This is a genomic window from Inquilinus sp. 2KB_23, from assembly GCF_052115705.1.
In the GTDB taxonomy this organism is placed as follows: Bacteria; Pseudomonadota; Alphaproteobacteria; order DSM-16000; family Inquilinaceae; genus Inquilinus; species Inquilinus ginsengisoli_A.
Genome location: NZ_JBFRHF010000094.1, coordinates 1 through 619, shown reverse-complemented (window position 1 = coordinate 619; position 619 = coordinate 1). Strand labels below are relative to the sequence as shown.

The 619-nt window shown below is 67.5% G+C and carries 1 protein-coding gene; it reads left to right on the top strand.

Going from position 1 to position 619, the window contains the following annotated elements:
- A partial coding sequence (locus AB4112_RS36045) for a condensation domain-containing protein (protein ID WP_441727291.1) occupies nucleotides 1-619 on the top strand: 619 nt, incomplete at both ends.

Below are 619 nucleotides of genomic sequence, written 5' to 3'. Positions count from 1 at the left end.
GCTGCTGTCGCGTCTGGGGGCGGGTGAGGACATTGCGATCGGGAGCCCGGTGGCGGGCCGGACGGATGCGGCGCTGGAGGAGCTGGTTGGGTTCTTCGTGAACACGCTGGTGCTGCGGACGGATGTGTCGGGTGATCCGAGCTTCCGGGAGCTGTTGGGCCGGGTGCGGAACTGGGACCTGTCGGCCTATGCGCATCAGGACCTGCCGTTCGAGCGCCTGGTCGAAGCCCTCAACCCCACCCGATCGCTGGCCCAGTACCCGTTCTTTCGCGTCTGGTTGGCATTTCAGAGCGAAAGCATCCCGACCGTCCACCTGTCCGGCCTGCAGGTGACGGCGACGACGGCTGAACTCGGGGTATCGCGGTTCGACCTCAGCGTCAGCCTGTGGGAGCAGCGGGATCGGGAGGGCGGGGAGGCGGGGCTCGAAGGGCTGCTGGAATACAGCACGGACCTGTTCGACCGGGAGACGGCGGCAGGGCTGGTGTCGCGGCTGGTGCGGCTTCTGCGCTCGGTGGTGTCGGATCCATCGCAGTCGGTAGGCCGGATCGAGCTTCTGGATGTGGAGGAGCGGTCCCGTCTGCTGTCGGGTTGGAATGCGACGGATCGGGCGGTGTCTGGC